Genomic DNA, 16,720 nt, shown 5'->3' on the forward strand with positions numbered 1-16,720 from the left:
CGGAAAGCTCCACCGATCTACTTCCAAGAATAGCTCACCTAGGAAGCGAACATAAGCCAGTGTCTTTTTAAGCGTTTCGCCAAAACCAAGTCAGAGTAAGAAAAGAGTGCCCCCACAAAGGGAGCGCTCTTTTAGAGAACTAGTTTAGAGGATTCTACGAATCGCATACGAGCCAGTGAAAGCCACCGAAATAGGAGTAATCTGCGTGCCCTGCCCCGGTGAAAGCGCATTGACGACTAAGCCATTGCCCACATAAATACCAGCATGCGCGCCGTTGGCAATGATGTCGCCGGGCATAGCCTGGTCGATACTTGGCACGGCTCGGCCTAGAGTGGCTTGGGTTCCAGAAGGTGCTGGGGCGGAAATACCGAATTGGCCATATACATATTGTACGAAACCAGAACAGTCCCAGCCGGAAGGCGACTTGCCACCCGACACATAAGGAACCTGATTTACAAACTGCACGGCATACTGCACCACAGCCGAGGATGAGGCACCGTTGGGAGGTGCAACCGTTGTAGCTTGAGGCGATGTACGCTCAGCACTGCGGCTAGCGGCCTGAGCAGCAGCTTGGGTCTGAGCCTGACGCTGAGCCTGCGCTGCCTGAGCAGCCGCCCTCTCTTCGGCTTCCTTACGAGCCTTTGCCTCAGCTTGGGCGCGAGCTTCGCTATCTTTTTCCGCTTGAGACTTAGTCTGCGGTACGCTCAAGCTCTCAACGCCGCCCCAGTTGCTGTCTGAATCGACAGTGGTTGCGGTGGACTCCGCGAGCAAGTCCTTACGAGGCCTGTTCGAGGGGGTAAAACTGCGGGAAGAAGTCACAGCACGTTCGCTCTGACTGCCAGCATAAGCCAGCGCTGGAACCGTGGCCAAAAAGGCCGAACCAGCACACAAGGTTACGAGAGCAACTTTCCAATGTTTTGCTTGTTTTTTCATTAGTACCTCACACTAGCACAAGGTCAGAACGCATCAGCGACTTTGCTGACAAGAGCGTATTAATAATGGATAAATTGGAAACTATGAACATTTTGATAAGTATGCGAATAGGTTTTGCCATTAAGAGCGACACCACACTCCGAGGTTGTTACCGAACCATCTGCATTGATTCGTTCGACAATACCCACATGCCCATATTGAGCATCGGTTCCTTCCTGACCAGGTTGGAAAACGATAATATCACCAACATTTCGCGGAGTATTATCGACCCAATACCCCAACTTCTTAGCTGATGCGGCCCACTGACTACCGTTGCCCAAATATGAGCCGACAGGTAACCCCAACTGGTGACGGCGAGTGTAAGCCCACCAAGTACACTGACTAAACTCATACGCATTGCCTGTATCGCCAGTGGCATGATTGGGATTAAAGCTATCGGGAAGCTGGCCCTGATTCGCATCCATAAGAGCCGCTACAACGGGATTGTCGGCCAAAGACTTAAACATGCTGTCGATATCAAGGCCAGCTTCGTCTAATTCCCACTTACCCTGATTGCTAGTCTGCTGCTCTTGGACCTGCGAGCGGACCTCAGAACGTGAAACCTCAGCATTCGTAGATGTAGATGCCTGCCTGCCAGTATAAGAAGCAGGGGTAATCTGCGAAGTATCAGCCCGGCTTGCAAGCGGTGCCTTGACCGGAGTCTTGGGGGCCACAACTGCCACAGCGCCGGCGGCAGCACCCACGAGGGCAGCCATTGCAGAGCCGGTCACGATGTGGTTCTTGCGGGTCGCAGCCTTAGCAGCCAATCGACGAGAACGACGGGTAGCAGGCGCAACCTGATTGAGGCGCTGAGCCAGAGCCTCTTCCACAGCGGCCTGCTGGCGCATCTGCGAAGACTGGGCAGCGAATACGGCAGAGACGTTTATGACTCGACCGCCACGGGGGGTAGAGACTGAACTATTCGACACACGCTCTCTTGCGATATGCGCGCCCCGGACAGCTCTCGCCTGATCCGCAGCAAATATCATAAACAACCACTCCTGCATCTCTTCGTTACGGCTTGGACACTACAGCGTCACACAACTATCACGTATTGCACTTTACAACATTAGAGGCAAAATTGCACAACTGACCTTCTTGTCCATAGCACTTTACTCAACTTCGAACTCAGCACTTGTACGCCGTCGTCAGCCCCTGAATCTTCTAGTATTGTACGGGCAGCGAGCGACGGGCGCTTAAGCTTGGCACTTGCGTCATGTTCGGCGTGTCATACACGCTCACAGCGAGGGAACTTTAAGAAAATGTAAAGACAGATCACACAGGAGTAGAAGCCAGTAAAAAAGAGCCATGATCGGCCCTATTACGCCCCTGAACGCTATCAACATCGACTCGTACGATGTCTATCTGTCCATCGCTGGAAGGAATAAACAAGCTCTGTCCTTGGTCCACAACCGCTTCCTGAGCCTGACTTCGTACCAGCAAACTGCCTTCGGTACACACCAAGACGCGCGGGCCAGATTGGGGCATGAGCAAGCGCCGCGGACCCAAGCGTTGCACCAAATCGCCGTAGCGCTGAGCGATCTTACCCATGAGCGGCCAAGCGTCCAAACCAGGCTCCACACGACCGTAGACCAGCATATATTCGCTGATATGCGGTCGGTAGGTGACCATATTTTGCATAGCCAAAGTCGCAATCATCGAGCTTGAGGGGTCGATAGGTGAAGCTGGCTGGCAGTCTACGCTGTGCAAAAGATTGGCAATATCCTTGTGCTTTGGTGTCATGCCTGCACGTAGAACGTTGTCTGAATTGGTCATAATCTCCGCTGCTGTACCACTAATATATGCGTGCGGAGTGCCGGCTGGGATATAGACCGACTCGCCCTCTTCTAGGCACACAGCGTTCATCATGAGCAAACACAGGGCCGCAGGATCTCCGGGGAAGGCTTGAGCCGCTTGGAGGGCGTTGGCCATAGCCGCCCGAGCCTTGCGCGAAGACAAGCGTCGATTGGCATCGAGCAGGGCAGGAGTAAGCGCATCCGAATCGGTTGGCTTGGCAGTAATGGCTGTGTAGAAGGCGCGGAACACCCTCCTGCGCGAGTCTGGCCAAGCTAGAGCCGAAACCGGCATCATCTGGTCGGCAGCAGCGAACTCCTCCGGGGGCACACCCGGGCGGAAAGTGCGAGCCAGCAAGGCATCAACCATGCGCTGTGCAATAGGATGGTCAACCACTCGCAAAATTTGCAGCTGAGTGGAAATAGGTGCGAAACCCACAGAGGCAGTAAAAGTTTCTAAAGCCACCACCATCTCGTTTTTCGCCAACGTATCTTTGAAGGAACGCTCGGGAGAGGCTAAGGGCACTCCCGCTGCATTTTCACGGTTGAAACCGGCTCGAGCTTCAAAGTCAAGCGGATGAACTTGCAAAGAAAGTGGAATTCGCGCAGAAATCACCTTAAACAAATAGGGCAGAACTGGCCCAAAAGTCTGCGAATCCTCCTCCCCTACCATCGCTAAAGGATTGCGCTGAATAGCTTGAGTGAGCGCAAGCTGACTGCCGTCACTCAATACAATATTTGAAGGAGATTGGCTGTGGCCCGAAAACCACATCTCAGCCAGCGTGTCGGATACGACCCCGTCCCCATCTTGCGCAGGCCCCTCAGGCAGATGGAACATAGCTTGCAAGCGGGAATGTGAGCCCCAAGCATACCGCTTCTGAACAGGCTCTATAGGGTACACGCGCGCTCCCTCCGCTGCACTAACTTCGATTCAACCGATACCCGACTTGGGTCTATATCAATAGTATGTCAGGCTGTGTAATAAAGTATGTAGCATGAAGCTCGCACCTATTTTTGACCCAGACGCGCGACGGCCCTCGCCCAAGCCCGTTCAGGTGGACTTGCGACTCGTTTTTTGGTCCGGCACAGGCTTATGGACGTTGGCACTAGCGATTTGCACAGTGTGCTACTTGTGCGGTGTCGATGCGCTTAAGCCTATGATTGTATGCGCTTCAGGCGTTGCAGTTGGGCTGCTCCTGCTACTTTGGGAACACTTCAACCGCTGGGATTACCGGCGTTTAGCTCAATAACTGCACCGAGCCAAGTAGCAGGCGGGCGAGTCAGACCCTATCGCCGCTCACGAAATCAGTCTTGCCTTTTCTTATATACAGCCATCTACACTTCGCTATTGATGGTCGTTTCTTTTGTCTCTTCTTCGGCCAGCGGCAGTATCAGTGTAAAGGTCGAACCCTGCCCGGGCGCGCTCCACAAACTTAAGGATCCATGATGGGTGAGGGCCACATGCTTAGCAATAGCAAGCCCCAAACCAACACCCACCTCGCTAGAATCGGTCTGCAGCGAGCCACGGTAGAAACGCTCAAAGACGTGTTCCTGCTCATCTTTTGCTATGCCCTCTCCCCGATCAATGACTTGAACCATACCGTAATTGGCATCTTTTGAGCGTTTCGCCACTAAGGTCACATTCCCCCGGGCAGGCGAATACCTGATGGCGTTTTCCACCAATTTGCGCATTGCCGCTTGAATTTGCTCTTGGTCGCCATGCAAGTACAGTCCCGGCTGTCCCGAATAATTCAATTGCACATGAGCTTGCTCGGCTTTACCCTCGGCCGCCTCAATTACAGCTTCTACCTGCTCGCCCAAGTCCAGCTCGTTATCAGCGTTCGGCTCTACTTGTTCCTGGGCGCGCATCAGGAGAAGCAAATCGTTCAGGGTGTGCTCAAGATAGGCAGAATACCCACTGAGTTCCTGGGCATCTTGGGCGATGGCCTCCATCCGCTCGCGCTGTTGAGAGAGGTTATCAATAGGCTCGCTAGCGATAGTATCGAGGCCGAAGGCTAATTGCTTCAAGGCCGCGACAGGCTGGAGCAACTGTTGGGATACATGCTCCACAAAACCCTGGCGGGTCTGCTCAAAACGCTTGCTCTCACTCTCGTCGTCGATGAGCACCAGAACTAGGTCCTCACTTATTCGCCCTACGGTCAGCTTGAGCCAGTTTGGCCTCGATACGCCGCTGCTGCTGCCCTCCGCATCGATAAGGTCCTGGTTCTGCTCGCCGTCAACGTTTACGCGAGAGCCGCCTATGGTCAGCTCGTCCGCAATATCTGTGGGAGTATGCGTTACTAGCGAAAATCGAGCAACCTCATCACTCAGCCAGGCCTTCCGCACTGCCTCTTGCACCGTAGGGTTGTCAATCCGGTCTTGGTTGACGATAGCCAGCCGGTATGCGTCCGGGCTCGAACGCACCACCTGCCCGTCCGCGTCGACCACCACCACGGACGACGACAACATGGAGAGAAGAAACTGGCTCTTCTGGTCCAAATCGTGAGTTCCGCCTTCTGCCTCGGCCCGCGAGTGCCCGCGCAAGAACATTTTGATTCGTGCGATCCACCTTGCCATTGTTCTTCCTCGCCTTCACCATTGAGAGCGCCGCAGCTGCTGCAACGTTAACGCCACCCCGTACACTACAAGTTATACCTTTATTATGGCAGCTAGAAAGGGGCCACGCTTATGCGCGTAATCTTCAATGAAGAAATGCGTCAGGTAGCTGACGATATGGAGCAGATGGCCGGAGCCGTGAGCCACGCCATTAAGACCGCTGGCGTTGCCCTCTTAGGACCGGATTTAGAGGCAGCACAAGAGGTTATCGACGGCGACCAAGCCATAGACGAACTCGAATCAACGGTAATTGACCAGTGCGTGCAGCTGCTAGCTAAGCAGAGCCCAGTGGCAACTGACCTGCGTGTCGTCGTTTCTACCTTGCGCCTCGCCGCCACTTTTGAACGCATGGGCGATTTGTCACGCCACGTTGCCGAAGCTGTGCGCCGCTCATACCCCGACGCTCCCCTGCCGCCGGAAGCGCGCGAACTCTTCGCACAGATGCAGGCTTTCCTCGATACACTTGCCGACCGTCTAGTCGACATGATGTCTGAGCGCGACACGAAGGTGGCCGAACGCATCATTGTGGAAGACGACCAGCTTGATAAGCTTCACCAGCAGACCTTCGATTTGGCGCTCTCCGACAAGTGGCAGGGTTCCAAGCAGCAGATGATTGACTTGGTGCTCTTGGCCCGCTTCATGGAACGCATCGGCGACCACGGTGTCTCCGCCGCCCGCCGCGTCGTCTACATCGTCTCCGGTTTCGACCCCTCCAAGGACCCCAAAGACTTAGAAGACATCGACTAGGATTGCCATTCTCGCAGATTTATGTGTGAGTTGAGTCTGAACGGGCTGATACTGAGCGCGTGCTATCCACTGCGTTCATGCTGCTGTGACCAACAACGGCTAAGACCATAGCGAGCAGCAACGCACATCCCATATAGAGCCAGAGCGTAATCTTTCCCGGCAAAATGTTGGCTAGGGCCAAGAATGCGAACTGCCCAAGGGGTGCTCCCACAATCATTGCAGTCTGTATGGCACCCATAGTCGCGGCAAGTTGCTCCTCAGGAATAGTTTCCATCAGCAGGGCCATGAACCGGGGATTAATTTTACCTAAGAGGTAGTTCATTGCAAAAACCGCCGCAAACAGTGCGAACGGGGTCGCTCCCCAAGCCAGCGATCCAGCAGCAAGAGCCGCACAAGTCATGGTGAGGGCCAGCAGCGGGGCCATAGACAGTTTGCGTAGGGGGTCAGCAGACAAAAGCGCCCCAGCAACTAAGCCCACTGACCCGAACCCGGTAACTCCGGCCACGGTACTACCGTAGGAGTGCCACCAGAAAGCGGTCTGGTCTACGAGCTCCACACTGAGGAGCGGCCCCAAAGCGCCGCCAATCATGTTGACAAACACGCCAAAGCATAAGGTCAAAGTTAAGAAACGCGAAGAACGAAATTGCTCTCGAACTGAGTTCCAACTGCCCACCAAGCCCTGTTGCCTTTCCTTCGTCGGTACAGACTCAGACATCTCAAGTGGCATATCTGAGTCACTTTCAGCTGATATCGGACGAATCTCGGACTTCGAGAACTGCCCTATACCAGCATCCTGTCCGGCGCGCTCTGCTTTGGCGAATTCCCGCCGCCTTGCAGCAATAATGAGCCCGGCGACCAAGAATGTAGCAGCATTGATGAGTGAGAACAGGGAGAAATCATTGCCAAGCACAGCAAGCAGGGTGGCCCCAAGACTGGCCGAAACGACTGCTGCCAAACTGTTGACCGCACTCGTCAGCGAGGTGGCTTCGCGCAGACTCGAAGCAGGCACTAAGTGTTTCAGCACCGGCATCCACAGGGATGAGGCATAACCCTCCATCACTGATGAAACCAAATCGAGCCCCATCAGCAAGAGGAAGATTCCGAACCCCTGTAAACGGCCTATCAGCATGGCAATACTGAGGTAGATGCAAGTCTGAACAGCCTTCACCCAGAGTTGAGCGCGCGTCTTTCGAGCTGTGCAATCGGCCAAATAACCCATAGCAAACGAAGTAAGGGCCGGCGCCACCCAAGCCGCAGAAGCTATGGAAACCGCGAGCTGCCGCTGAGGCAAAGTCTGAGCATAAACAATAAACACGAGGTTGAAAAACTCGCCGCCCAAGGCGTTGAGCAGGTTGGAGAGCAGGAGTGACCTGAAAGCTGGGTTTCGTTTGAATTCAAGCATGGTGAGCCTTTTCTACGTGTTGACCACTTGCCTCTTGCCGAGAGTCGATAGCGGTCAGCGCACGGTGAGGGTTAGGGCACTTGGATGTGAGTAATGGTGCGGCTGAGAGCCCCGATAGCAGGCAGCGAAAGCAGGAAAACAGCAGCGAGAAACACACTTGCTAGCTGCATAGAAGCCGAGAAGGTGTTGCCAATGAGGGAGTCCAAAACGATAAGCACGCCAATCATGACCGGCACGGACCGCCAACGAAAGCCTAGCGCGAGTGAAATGCCCATAATACCCAGCAAACCCAAGGCAGAGAGGGCAAGGAGAAGCAGGCAGCGCGAGAGCGTGTGGAGCCAATGCCCGGCCGAAAGAGCTCCCAACATTTGGTTGGCTCCTATAAATATGGCAAGCGTGTAGATCGAGCTGGTAAGAAAGAGCCGTATTGTTACTGAGCTGACAGCCAACATTTTAGCTATCAACAAGCGCGAGCGCCTCACCGGATAGGAGAGAGTCAGCACCAGTGATCTACCCGAATAGGGCTTGAGTATGACCACTCCGCATAGGGCCGCTCCCAGAATCGAGAACCCGACCAGCAAGAAGACCATGACCATAAGGACGGCAAAGTCGAGGCTCGAAAGTTTGCCTGCTTGGCTGCCCATCTGATCAAGTTCAGAACCAAAGCCTCCCTGGAAGTGCCCTATCGCCATAAACATGCCGCCAAACGCCAAAGCCACTAAACAGACCGCTAATGACCCAAAATAGTAGGATTTAAGGTTGATTTTGCGCATTTCTAAGCGCATAAGCTCTAGCATATTATGCCTCCATTGCTTGAATCAGTGCCGCTTCCGCAGCTTGGTCTCCGTCTTGTTTAAGCTGGCTTACACTCCGATTGAGGCAGATTCGCCCGCTATTAAGCACCAACACCCGGTCGGCAACGCGCAAGACTTCGGAGAGGATATGGCTGGAGAAGAGCACAGCTTTACCCGCCGCTGCTTGATCACGGATGATGGAGCGCAGCTCGATAATGCCCTTAGGATCAAGGCCATTGAGAGGTTCGTCCAGTAACAAGATTCTTGGTTGGTGAATTATGCAGCGAGCCAGTGCTAGGCGCTGGCGCATGCCCATCGAATAGCGCTTCACAGCGGTCGGGTTGTTAGCTTTGAGACCAAGCAATCCTAGAGTTTTCGAGATAGCGTCGCCACTCAGTTCTAGCCGCATGTAAGCACAGTGGATTTCGAGATTAGCTAGTCCTGATAGCTCCTCGTAGAAGACGGGCTGGTCGATTGATACGCCCATCTCGCGCAAGGATGCCGGATATGTCGCACTCATCGGTTGAGCATTGATACTCACCTCGCCGCTGACAGGAGTTTGTAGGCCGGACAAGATTTTGAACAGGGTGGATTTGCCTGCACCGTTCGTTCCTAAGAGTCCCACCACCTCCCCTGATCTGAGGTCTAGGTTCGCATCCTCTAACACGGTGCCGCCGGCAAATGTTTGTGCTATGCCGCGCGCTTCTAGTAGTGTCATTCAATTTCCTTTCACAAAATACCGCCGGTATGTTTGGGGGACGATGCTGCCTAAATAGAAAGATTCACTCATTAGCACATCAGATACAGCAACAAGCTCAGATCAATAAGATTATGCTACTCGTGCATGGGAACGCGAGGATTATCACGCAAGTGGGAGTGGAGACTGACTGCGGCTTGGATAACCCTGTCATCAACTACTGGGACTCCAATACCCTCAAACATCTCCTTGAGCAGGGTGAATTTGCTAACTACTTCTTCTTTGCTAAAGGTAGTGAGCTTGAGCCCAATCCACATGTTAAGCAAAATGAACATAATTTGCGCCACATCTGTAGGGTCGTGCGGGGCAATCGAACCATCATCTATGCCCTCTTGCACGTAAGGCGTAATCACGCGCACGATGTCGTCCATGCTGGTTAAATACATCTCCCCCACCATGCGCGGACTCTTGAGCAAGGTCTGAGCCGAATAAGAGACATCGTGGCGGGCGTAGGCAGTAAGCGAGATAACCAGCTCATTGCGCAGTTTTTCTAGGCCCGTCTCACCCGGCCAGTCCTTTTCCCAGTCATCTTGAGGCGAGGCAGAAGAAGCCATGCGCTCGGTCACCGCATCAAAAATCGCAGATTTAGAGGAAAAATGATAGTACACAGCGCCCTTAGTCATGCCTCCGAGACCATCGACAATGTCTTGAATACTGGTGTCGTCGTAGCCTTTTTCAAGGAAGAGCCGTTGAGCTACATCGAGGATGCGCTGCCTGTGACCCTCTGGGTCTTTCTGCGTTCCCATACAGCTCCCCTATCTAGTCTTTCTCTAATCATCATCGAAAATACCATTGGTATGTTCTTTGCTAAGAGTAACAGATACGAGTAGCAGTCGTCTACCTGAGCAGTGCAACCAAAGTTCACAGATGCAAAAAGCCGGCTTACCAGAGCCCACGAGGAGCTTGGTAAACCGGCTTTGCCAGCAAAAATGCTAGTGTTTTACAATCACTTCTGGCCCTGAGCTGCCACGGCTGCGGCACCGGCAGCAGCTGCCTCCGGATCCAGGTATTCGCCGCGAGGCTTGATGGGCTTGAAGTTGTCATCCAGCTCATAAAGCAGAGGAATAGCCGTAGGAATGTTGACCTTGGCAATCTCTTCTTCGCTGAGATTGTCGAGCATCTTCACGATAGCGCGCAGGGAGTTACCGTGAGCAGCAATCATGACAGTCTTGCCGGACTTGAGCTCGGGAACAATGTCAGACTCCCAGTAAGGGGTCACGCGGTCAACCACGTTGGCTAGAGCCTCATTGCGAGGTACCTCAATGCCTGCGTAGCGAGGATCGTGGGTCTGAGAATACTTGTCGTCTACGTCGATCTCTGGCGGAGGAGTGGCGTAAGAGCGGCGCCAGAGCATGAACTTTTCGTCGCCGTACTCATCACGAATCTCAGCCTTGTTCTTGCCCTGCAAAGCGCCATAGTGACGCTCGTTGAGCCTCCAGTCGCGCTTGACCGGAATCCACAGGCGGTCTGCCGCATCCAAGGAGATGTTGGCCGTGTTGATGGCGCGGCGCAGCAAAGAAGTAAAGACGATGTCAGGTAGAACGCCCTTGTCTTTGAGCAGCTGGCCGCCCTTCTTAGCTTCGGACTCGCCCTGTTCGGTCAGCGGCACGTCCACCCAGCCGGTGAACTGATTGGTGTTATTCCATGCGCTCTGGCCATGCCGGAGCAAAACTAGTTTGTATGTCATAGCCCCTAGTCTAAACGCCCACGCAGACGGAAAGACGACACTGCAAGCAGCACGAAAGAGCCCTGCCTAAACAGCCATTCCAGACTACCCAAGCAGGGCCATATAAGCGTTCGCTAGCTGCTAGTTCAGCGGCTTGACCAGTGGGAAGGTAATCGTCTCGCGAATCGTGGCACCAGTCAGTGCAATGAGCAGGCGGTCAATGCCCATGCCCATGCCGCCGGTGGGAGGCATGCCCACACCCAAAGCTTCGAGGAAGTCTTCGTCGATATCGGTAGCTTCCGCATCTCCGGCAGCTGCGTCTTTGGCTTGCTGAATAAAGCGCTCACGCTGCACTACCGGATCGTTGAGCTCGGAGTAGCCAGTGGCCAGCTCGAAGCCGCGCACATACAAATCCCACTTCTCAACCATGCCAGGCTTTGAGCGATGCCCCTTAACCAGCGGAGAAGTTTCTACGGGGAAGTCGCGCACAAAAGTAGGCTCATATAGCTTATCTTCGTAGAAGTGCTCCCACAGATGCTCGACTAGCTTGCCGTGGTTTTCTACGTCGTCTCGCTCCACGCCTAGCTTGTTAGCAATGGCGCCCAAGTGCTCCACACTGCTCTCGGGAGTAATCTCTTCACCCAAGGCTTCGGACAGCGAGCCATACATGGTCATGGTCTTCCACTCGCCACCAAAGTCATACTCTTCGCCGTTGAGCAAAGTCACCTTGGTGGAACCGAAAGCGTCGATAGCAGACTGCTGAATGAGCTGCTTGGTCAGCTCGCCAATCGTATCGTAGGTTCCGTAAGCCTGGTAGGCCTCAAGCATGGTGAACTCAGGAGCGTGAGTGCCGTCGACGCCCTCGTTGCGGAAGTCGCGGTTTATCTCGAAAACGCGCTCGATGCCGCCAACTAGGCAACGCTTGAGGAAGAGCTCAGGAGCGATGCGCAGGAAGAGGTCAATATCGAAAGCGTTCATGTGCGTAGTGAAGGGGCGGGCTGCCGCGCCTCCGTGCACCGTCTGAAGCATGGGGGTCTCAACCTCAAGGAAGTCCTGCTGCTCAAAGGTGCGACGCAGGGAGGAAACTACCTTGGAGCGCTGGCGAACCATGTTGCGAGTAGACTCGTCGGCAATCATTGCCAAATAAGGCTTACGGGTACGCTGCTCGTCGGAGAGCTCCTTGTGGAGAGCTGGCAAGGGCTGCAAGGCCTTGGCGGCAATGGCCCATTCTGTAGCGAACACGGAGAGCTCACCGGTCTTGGAAGCAATGACCCGGCCACGCAGATAGAGGTGGTCACCCAAATCTACGAGCTGCTTGAAGAGCTTGAGAGAGTCGGCGCCAACTTCTTTTTTGGAAACCATACCTTGGATAGCGGTACCGTCACCGGCAGAAAGCTGCACGAAGCACAGACCGCCCGAGTTGCGCACAAAGAGCACGCGGCCGGCAATACCTACTACGTCTTCGGTTTCCTCCCCTGCTTCCAGCTTGCCCTCATACTTGGCCCGCACATGCTCGATGCGATCAGTCACGTCTAGGTGAACCGGATAGGCAGGAATACCTTCTTTGAGCATGAGAGCGCGCTTAGCTACGCGCATCTGCACCTGCTCAGGGCTGGCGTGGGGGCCGAATTCGCGATTGCTGGGATCAATGGCATCGTCCAAGCCGGCACCCTGATTAACCCGGTCAGTAATGGCCTGGTCTTGGTCGAAGAGGAGCTGTGCCCGCTCTAGGGTTGTCATCTGGGTCTCTTGCTCGGGCGTGTCTTCGCTGCGCTCGTTGCGTTCTACAAAGTCAGTCATAAAGGTTTAGTGTACGCAAATGCCAGTACTTCCGGCCGCTCCCCTACTGCGACTCTTAGCCGCAAGAAGCAGGAGCGCGAGCAATCCCTGCAAACGCCCGCCACAAGGGCAGCGAGCAGGCCAGTAAGCTCGCGCCCGCCGCGCGCCCGCCTAGCGTTTGGCTGACGGTGCGTGTACTATATAGAACGTTGTCGCGGGGTATAGCGCAGCTTGGTAGCGCGCTTCGTTCGGGACGAAGAGGCCGGGGGTTCAAATCCCCCTACCCCGACAATCATGCAGGCCCCCTCGGGAAACCGAAGGGGCCTGGATTTTATCTCAAACTCCATTCAGCATCGGCGAACGCAGAGACACACGCCTTACTCACTTTTCGCAGGTAATCTGTAGGAGCACGCCGAAGGGGTCGGTAATTACGGCGTAGAAGTCTGCAAATTCGTTGCTTCTTGGTGCGCGGAGCACTTGAGTTCCTTCATAGGCACAGGCCTTGTCGAAAATCTCTTGAGCTTCTTGAACCGAGTCAAGCATGATATCTAGCGAGAGAGCATTCCCTTGAGTCATGGGAATATCGTCGTCGACCGGATTGTCGGCAATTTGTAGCTGAAAATCGCCGATTTGAGTTACCGAATGAGAAATATAATGCTCATGCCCAGCAGGAATAACTAGGCTCGGATTGTACTGCTCTTTGAACTCTTGATTGCTGATAGAAAAGACTGTTTGACCCCCTAAAACGTCTTGATACCAAGCAATCGCGGCCTGAGCCTGACCCTTAAGCGATAGGAATACTGCTACTTTGGCTGATGATACGGGCATATTACATCTCCTTATGTTGGGTATACTCAGCATAAACAATAAAGGTGCCATTTTATGGCACTATTAGAAGAAGCATAGGTACTCATGAGCAAGTCTGAACGTATCAATCAAGAGCTGCTCTTCGTACACGAGCGCCGAGTCTTCCAATTGTCTGACCTCATCACTGAATTCCACATTTCCAGACGCACGGCCCTGCGAGACTTGAGCGAACTGAGCAGGCTGGGAGTGCCCATCACAGCTTTCCCTGGGCGATACGGTGGCTATCAGGTTGAGGATTCCACTCCCCTGCCGCCCGTCAGCTTTAGCGAAAATGAGCAACTGACCATTTTCTTTGCGCTGCAACTCCTCAAGACCGTCAGCAACTCACCCTTCGGCCACACCTACCGACACATCCAAGACAAGCTATTGCAGGTGTTCCCCGAAAGTCGTAGGGAGCTCATTAGCAACGCTATGGCAGGTATCCGTTACGAAGGCCCCTCGCAGCAAGCGCCGACGGAAGGGCTGGCGATCATTTTTGAAACCATAATGCGCCAGCACACCCTCGTCTTTCTCTACCCCAGCCAAGCGGACTCGCCACGCTCAGCCAACCCTATCCTGCTCACTCTCAACGGCGGATTCTGGTATTGCACCGCCTTCGACAACAGCAAACAGCAATGGCGCACCTACCGCTGTGACCGCATGCGCATCATCGGAACGCACCCGCGAGCGCAAGGCCTACCTTCCCCCAGTGAGGAACGGCGCAAGTATGAAAGCGCGCAAACGCAGGCGAGAACCATCAATTTCAAGGTCGACCTCACCAGCCAAGGCAAAGACCGCTTCACTAGAGAGCACTTCCCCAACATGCGGTTGGAAGAAGAAGCTGGGCAAGCGCGCATTGTCGGAGCAATTCGACCCGACGAACTCGATTTCCTCGTACGCTACCTCCTAGGTTTTGGCGACCAAGCCACCATCGCAGAGCCAGCTAGCCTGCGCAAACGCTACAGACACGTATTAGAAGAACTCCTTAAAAAGTTAGGAGCTCGGGCATACGTCACTCAGCTTGAAGTTGAATCACAGCGATAGACGGTGTGCGCAGGGCACGGGCAGAGGCGATAAAGAAGATAGCTGAGCCCAGGATTGCAACTCCTAGAGCTATCCAACCCCATAACGCCCACGGAACTGAAAGCACACCAGTGCCCAACATGATACGAATACCTACGTAAGCACTGGCCGTAGCTGGAATAGTAATAAGGAAAGCTGCCAAAATAGCAGTAAACATGATGATAGAGCCTTCCAAGACGGCCATGCTCCGCAGCTGACGTGGCTCAGCGCCCGCTATGTCTAGCAGAGACTGGTCAAAGCTGCGCTCACGCGAAATCATGCAAAAACCAGCCAAGGCACCGCCCAAAGCGATGAGGGCAGCTGGGCCGACCGCCCCCAAAATCCCTGCCAAACCAGTACTCGTAGTGCCGGGAGGTGTGGAGTAACCAGCAACTTTCATCAAAGAAGCCGAATATATTTGCATAGGCGTTCCCATCCCCATAATGAGACCCAAGCAGGCCATGAGCGGTGCTAGTACTGAGCTGGAACGCTCAATACGAGAGACAGTTTGACGCTTGGCCAGAACCCAAGGCGAAGCTGGAATCGGCAGCAACTGAGTCCACAGCCGCACCAAGCCGCCGTATAGCAGCGGAGCTAAGAAGGCGAAGGCAATCATCAGCAGCATTAGGCCGCCCATGGCACAGGTCAGCACCATTGACGTGTCCGTGTTGAAAGCATCCATTGCAGCCTTACCGCCCGAAAGCGAGGCCCGACGCACCTTCCACACAGGCAAAACGAACACATATATCGCACCCACGAATGACGATAAGGACAGGAGGGTACGCACCCATCCGGGGTTCTTGGGGCTCACTGCTTGCGGCCGGTAGGCCTCCACTGGATCCACCTTGGCGGCAGCGCGAACGGTCAGAGCAGTACCTACCGCTGCCGTAGCAAGACCTACTCCTGCGCCCAGTAGCCATGCTGTGACATCTGGCTGATAGTAGTAGGAGTCCGCAAAATCACTGTAGGTACTGGTCATATATCGGAAAAATGGCGGCACGGCAAAGCCATCCACCACAGCCGAAAGCACAGTAGCAGCAATCCCCAAAATCAGGACTTGGGCTTCAGTAAGCAGAGTCAGCTGCGAAGGCGTGGCGCCCTGCATAGAAAGGAGAGCCAACTGCTTGCGCTGGTTCCTAACGGCAGCCGAAACTACCCAAAGAGTAATAAAAACACCAATAATAACAGTCAACGGTAGTTCAAGATACTCCATCATATGCACCATATTTTCAGCGTCTTGGTGCAAGTCCCCTTGAACGCTCGCATACGTTCGCTGGTACGAAGAAGCCACCATAGTGATAGCTCCCATCACGCTTTGAACCACACTTAGGTAGAGGAAAACACCAATCCACACGCCCGGTGCCGAGCGCAGACTCTTTGCAATCGCTCTCATTGCGCGCCTCCAAAACCAAAGGTCTGAGCCTGAGACTGCGCTGGCATAAAACTCGCGCCCTCGCGCATGCGCCCGTCTACCATTGTCACTACGCGGTCGCAGCGGGCAGCTACCTCGTCAGCATGCGTCACCACAATCACAGCCCGGTTCGGGTCAGATGCCACCCGATGGAGCTCGTCAATCACAATGCGCCCGGTAGCTTGGTCGAGCGCGCCCGTAGGTTCGTCTGCGAAGACAATGTCTGGCCGAGAAACCAGCACACGAGCTAGGGCCACCCGCTGCTGCTCGCCGCCCGACAGTGAACCCACATCGGCCTTACGACGCTTGCCCATACCAAAACGTTCCAAAAGCTCACTGATTTCGTTCTTCGGCGGCCGCTTACCCCGCAGCATGAAGGGCAAGGCAATATTTTCTTCCACATTGAGCGTGGGCACTAAATTATAAGATTGAAAGACGAAGCCTAAGTGCTCGCGGCGGAAACGAGCCATTTTGGCCCTACTCATGCGCCCGATCTGCTTACCCAAGATGCAAGACTGGCCTCCCGTAGCCGATTCCAAACCTGCTAGGCAATAGAGAAGGGTGGACTTACCAGAGCCAGAAGGCCCCACAATTCCTGTCATCTGCCCCCAAGATGCTTGAAAATCCACCCCTTGCAAGATTCGTATGGTCTCATCGTTGCGTACTTGTACATCCTTCGACAGATTGCGCGCCTCCACTGGAGCGAATCCGTGAATTTTCACCGTTTGAGCTGACATGCTCATTCCCTTCTCCTGCAATGAGTGATACTTGTATCCAATCACCCGCAAGAGTAGAAAATAGCTGTTTTCGGGGGCAGTTCAGGGGCAAGTTCAGGGTTGAGGGAGCGTGTATCAGGGGAAACCCTGAGCTCGGAT

16 protein-coding genes and 1 tRNA gene are annotated in these 16,720 nt (G+C 54.3%); 4 read left to right on the forward strand and 13 right to left on the reverse strand.

Annotated elements, in window-relative coordinates; all coding sequences use genetic code 11:
- Positions 1-144: 144 nt before the first annotated feature.
- The 3 genes from R8377_RS05835 to manA all read right to left on the reverse strand — a co-directional run bounded on the left by R8377_RS05835 (position 145) and on the right by manA (position 3,666).
- A complete protein-coding gene (locus R8377_RS05835) occupies positions 145-933 on the reverse strand; it encodes a C40 family peptidase (protein ID WP_317642559.1) in 789 nt (262 codons plus the stop codon).
- 59 nt (positions 934-992) lie between these two features.
- A complete protein-coding gene (locus R8377_RS05840) occupies positions 993-1,901 on the reverse strand; it encodes a CHAP domain-containing protein (RefSeq protein WP_317642560.1) in 909 nt (302 codons plus the stop codon).
- Between the two features lie 346 nt (positions 1,902-2,247).
- Entirely contained in the window at positions 2,248-3,666 is a 1,419-nt protein-coding gene (gene manA, locus R8377_RS05845) for a mannose-6-phosphate isomerase, class I (protein ID WP_317642561.1), read from the reverse strand.
- Between the two features lie 94 nt (positions 3,667-3,760).
- Here manA and R8377_RS05850 point away from each other — a divergent pair, with 94 nt between their 5' ends.
- On the forward strand, positions 3,761-4,015 hold the full coding sequence (locus tag R8377_RS05850) for a DUF2530 domain-containing protein (RefSeq protein WP_317642562.1): 255 nt from the start codon (positions 3,761-3,763) through the stop codon (positions 4,013-4,015).
- Between the two features lie 85 nt (positions 4,016-4,100).
- Here R8377_RS05850 and R8377_RS05855 read toward each other — a convergent pair whose 3' ends face one another.
- Positions 4,101-5,342: a sensor histidine kinase gene (locus R8377_RS05855; RefSeq protein WP_317642563.1), complete on the reverse strand. Its 1,242-nt coding sequence runs from the start codon at positions 5,340-5,342 to the stop codon at positions 4,101-4,103.
- 111 nt (positions 5,343-5,453) lie between these two features.
- Here R8377_RS05855 and phoU point away from each other — a divergent pair, with 111 nt between their 5' ends.
- Positions 5,454-6,128 (forward strand): phosphate signaling complex protein PhoU, encoded by a 675-nt coding sequence (phoU, locus tag R8377_RS05860; RefSeq protein ID WP_317642564.1) that lies wholly within the window; start codon positions 5,454-5,456, stop codon positions 6,126-6,128.
- Positions 6,129-6,147: 19 nt separating this feature from the next.
- On the opposite strand, the gene R8377_RS05865 is transcribed toward phoU, so the two are convergent.
- The 6 genes from R8377_RS05865 to lysS all read right to left on the reverse strand — a co-directional run bounded on the left by R8377_RS05865 (position 6,148) and on the right by lysS (position 12,487).
- Positions 6,148-7,530, reverse strand: coding sequence for an MFS transporter (locus R8377_RS05865; RefSeq protein ID WP_317642565.1), 1,383 nt, complete (start codon positions 7,528-7,530; stop codon positions 6,148-6,150).
- A gap of 71 nt (positions 7,531-7,601) precedes the next feature.
- Positions 7,602-8,327, reverse strand: a complete 726-nt coding sequence (locus tag R8377_RS05870) for a hypothetical protein (protein ID WP_317642567.1) — start codon at positions 8,325-8,327, stop codon at positions 7,602-7,604.
- 1 nt (position 8,328) lies between these two features.
- On the reverse strand, positions 8,329-9,042 hold the full coding sequence (locus tag R8377_RS05875; RefSeq protein WP_317642568.1) for an ABC transporter ATP-binding protein: 714 nt from the start codon (positions 9,040-9,042) through the stop codon (positions 8,329-8,331).
- Positions 9,043-9,158: 116 nt separating this feature from the next.
- Positions 9,159-9,827: a TetR/AcrR family transcriptional regulator gene (locus R8377_RS05880; protein WP_317642569.1), complete on the reverse strand. Its 669-nt coding sequence runs from the start codon at positions 9,825-9,827 to the stop codon at positions 9,159-9,161.
- 200 nt (positions 9,828-10,027) lie between these two features.
- Positions 10,028-10,768 (reverse strand): phosphoglyceromutase, encoded by a 741-nt coding sequence (locus R8377_RS05885; RefSeq protein ID WP_317642570.1) that lies wholly within the window; start codon positions 10,766-10,768, stop codon positions 10,028-10,030.
- 120 nt (positions 10,769-10,888) lie between these two features.
- Entirely contained in the window at positions 10,889-12,487 is a 1,599-nt protein-coding gene (lysS, locus tag R8377_RS05890; protein WP_425605044.1) for a lysine--tRNA ligase, read from the reverse strand.
- Between the two features lie 254 nt (positions 12,488-12,741).
- Between lysS and R8377_RS05895 the strand changes: the two genes are divergently transcribed.
- A tRNA-Pro gene (locus R8377_RS05895) sits at positions 12,742-12,815 on the forward strand.
- A gap of 92 nt (positions 12,816-12,907) precedes the next feature.
- Here the strand turns inward: R8377_RS05895 and R8377_RS05900 are convergent.
- Positions 12,908-13,354: a VOC family protein gene (locus R8377_RS05900; RefSeq protein WP_317642572.1), complete on the reverse strand. Its 447-nt coding sequence runs from the start codon at positions 13,352-13,354 to the stop codon at positions 12,908-12,910.
- 84 nt (positions 13,355-13,438) lie between these two features.
- Here R8377_RS05900 and R8377_RS05905 point away from each other — a divergent pair, with 84 nt between their 5' ends.
- Positions 13,439-14,416 carry a helix-turn-helix transcriptional regulator gene (locus R8377_RS05905; protein WP_317642573.1) on the forward strand — a complete coding sequence of 326 codons (978 nt, stop codon included), beginning with the start codon at positions 13,439-13,441 and terminating at the stop codon, positions 14,414-14,416.
- Here the strand turns inward: R8377_RS05905 and R8377_RS05910 are convergent.
- Both R8377_RS05910 and R8377_RS05915 read right to left on the reverse strand, forming a co-directional pair.
- Positions 14,385-15,827: an FtsX-like permease family protein gene (locus R8377_RS05910; protein ID WP_317642574.1), complete on the reverse strand. Its 1,443-nt coding sequence runs from the start codon at positions 15,825-15,827 to the stop codon at positions 14,385-14,387. The genes R8377_RS05905 and R8377_RS05910 overlap by 32 nt on opposite strands.
- The gene (locus R8377_RS05915) at positions 15,824-16,588 is read right to left on the reverse strand and encodes an ABC transporter ATP-binding protein (protein WP_317642575.1); all 765 of its coding nucleotides are present in this window, start codon (positions 16,586-16,588) and stop codon (positions 15,824-15,826) included. Before R8377_RS05915 ends, R8377_RS05910 begins: the two co-directional genes overlap by 4 nt.
- Positions 16,589-16,720: the final 132 nt, after the last annotated feature.

Source organism: Bombiscardovia apis (assembly GCF_033095945.1).
Classification (GTDB): Bacteria; Actinomycetota; Actinomycetes; order Actinomycetales; family Bifidobacteriaceae; genus Bombiscardovia; species Bombiscardovia apis.